The sequence below is a fragment of the Streptomyces sp. NPDC045701 genome (genome assembly GCF_056432045.1).
The window spans coordinates 1-2,183 of record NZ_JBWKJV010000167.1; the positions used below are offsets into that span (position 1 = coordinate 1).

The 2,183-nt window shown below is 66.2% G+C and carries 2 protein-coding genes and 2 pseudogenes; 3 read left to right on the plus strand and 1 reads right to left on the minus strand.

Going from position 1 to position 2,183, the window contains the following annotated elements:
- The coding region (locus AC07DW_RS34110; protein WP_478861477.1) for a transposase at positions 1-112 on the minus strand (112 nt) is incomplete at its 3' end.
- Positions 113-383: 271 nt separating this feature from the next.
- On the opposite strand from AC07DW_RS34110, the pseudogene AC07DW_RS34115 reads away from it, so the two are divergent.
- The 3 genes and pseudogenes from AC07DW_RS34115 to AC07DW_RS34125 form a co-directional block, all read left to right on the plus strand.
- A pseudogene (locus tag AC07DW_RS34115) lies at positions 384-935 on the plus strand (DDE-type integrase/transposase/recombinase); the annotation flags it as partial.
- 149 nt (positions 936-1,084) lie between these two features.
- A complete protein-coding gene (locus AC07DW_RS34120) occupies positions 1,085-1,579 on the plus strand; it encodes a Mu transposase domain-containing protein (protein ID WP_478861476.1) in 495 nt (164 codons plus the stop codon).
- A pseudogene (locus tag AC07DW_RS34125) lies at positions 1,576-2,103 on the plus strand (ATP-binding protein); the annotation flags it as partial. The gene AC07DW_RS34120 and the pseudogene AC07DW_RS34125, both read left to right, overlap by 4 nt.
- Between the last annotated feature and the right edge of the window lie 80 nt (positions 2,104-2,183).

The following is a 2,183-nucleotide window of genomic DNA, read 5'->3' on the forward strand; positions in this document are numbered from 1 at the left end:
CCGGATTCAGTTCCAGCTCTCTGGCTGTCTCAGTGACAGTCTTGCTGGACCGGAGTGCAATCTGGACAGCTTCTTCCCGAAACTCCGGGGTGTACCTGCTCGGTGGTGCCACTTCTTGCGTCCTCTTTTCCGTTCAAGGCAATCCTATTGGACGTCTGTCCGGAAACTTCGGGGCACCTCATGGGCACTCTGCTGCTTGGTCTGTTTGGGCGGCAGAGGATGTTTGATCATGGTTTTGGACCCGCACCGGTGGTTGGAGCTTCGTCGGTTTCGCGGGCTGTATGAGTCTGGTGCGATCAGCCTGTCGGAGATCGCGAAGGAGACTGGGCTGAACCGTCGGACAGTCCGCAAATACCGATGAGGTCGCGCCGCTGATCGACGCAATGCTCCGGGCGGAGATCACGGTCAAAGGGGCCGTGGTCCACGAGCGGCTGGTGGCGGAGTACGGCTTCACCGGCACCTACCAGCGGGTGAAGATCTATCTGCAGGAGGCCCGGCCGCGGGTTGCCGAAGAGATGGGCATCGCGCCCGACGAACTGGCTGGTCTGCACCGCCGGTTTGAGGTGGTTCCCGGGGCTCAGGCCCAGGTGGACTGGGGCGACGAGGGCAAGATCCTGGCCCATGTCGGGATCCCGAGGGTCTACTCGTTCCACATGGTCCTGTCCTACTCACGTGACCCGTTCTGCTGTTTCACCACCAGCCAGGACCTGGCCACCTTCTTCGACTGCCACCGCCAGGCGTTCGCCCACTTCGGCGGGGTGCCGATGTCGATCGTCTATGACCGCACCAAGACAGTGGTCCGACGGCACGTCGCTCCTGGTGAGGCAGTCCCGCTGCATCCCGAAGCGGTGGCCTTCGCCGGGCACTACGACTTCGATATCGACGTTCTGGCCGCTTACCGTCCCACCGGCAAAGGCCGTGTCGAGCGGCAGGTCGACATCGTGCGCGACCATGTCCTGGCCGGCCGGGCCTTCTCCTCCATCGAGGAAATGGACTCCGCGTTCTGGCCTGGGTCCCCTTGCGGCGGGCACGGACCCACCGGACGCACGGTGAGGTCATCGGCCACCGGGCGGTCAGGGATCACATGGCCCTCAGGCCGCTGCCGGAAAGGCCCTTCGTGGTCGCCCAGCGTCACCTGCGGCCGGTGGGCAAGGACTGTCTCGTCGCCTTCGGCGGCAACCTCTGCTCGGTGCCGGCCCGCAAGGTCCGCCACCGCCAGCTCGTCGAGGTCAGGGCCACGAAGTCCCAGGTCATGCTGCACTCCGCCATCGCCGACGGTGACGGCTCCACCCTGCTGGCCGTCCATCCAAGGGCGGTCGGCAAAGGCGTCCGCGTCGTCGACGAGAAGCACTGGGACGGTCTGCCCGACGGCAAGAATCGCCGCGTCACCACCGGAGATCCCCTGCCCAAGCCCCGCCACGACGCGCCTTTGGGCGAGGAGGCCGGCTCGCTGCAGTCCTTGCTGACCCGGGCCGCGGCCGCCAGCATCCCGGCCGGCCGCAGGCCGCTGTCGGTCTATGACGAGCTGACCGGCACCCGTCCCTTCACCACCGCACCCAGGAAGAAGGAATCGTCTTGAGCGAGCTGGTCTCCACCCGCATCCGCACCACGGCCGGCAAGCTCGGCCTTCCCCACCTGGCCGAAGCCCTCAACCAGTACGCACAGCGGGCTGACGAGGCCAAGATGGGCTATCCCGATTTCCTGGATCTGGTGCTGCCGGAAGAACTCGCCGTCCGTGACGACCGCCGTTTCCGCCAGGGCCTGCGGAACTCGAAACTGCCGCACCACAAGACGCTCGATGACTACGACTTCTCCTTCCAGCCCGATCTGGACCCACGCAAGGTCAAGGACCTCGCCACCCTCTCGTTCGCCGAGGCCAAGGCGAACGCTGCCCTGCCCGGGCCGCCCGGAGTCGGCAAGACCCACATGGCCGTCGCCCTCGCAGTCGCGGCCTGCCGGGCCGGTTACTCGATCTACTTCACCAGCCTCGACGACATGGTCCGCAACCTCACGGCCGCCGAAGCCTCAGGACGGCTGAACAGCAAGCTCCGCACCTACCTGCGTCCCAGCGTCCTGGTAATGGACGAAGTCGGCTGTGCGCCACGAGGCGCTGATGGATCTCGCGGGATGAGAGGCCCGCCGCCGGTCCTCGCAGGGACCGGTTGAAGCTGGAGGCAGGCTGA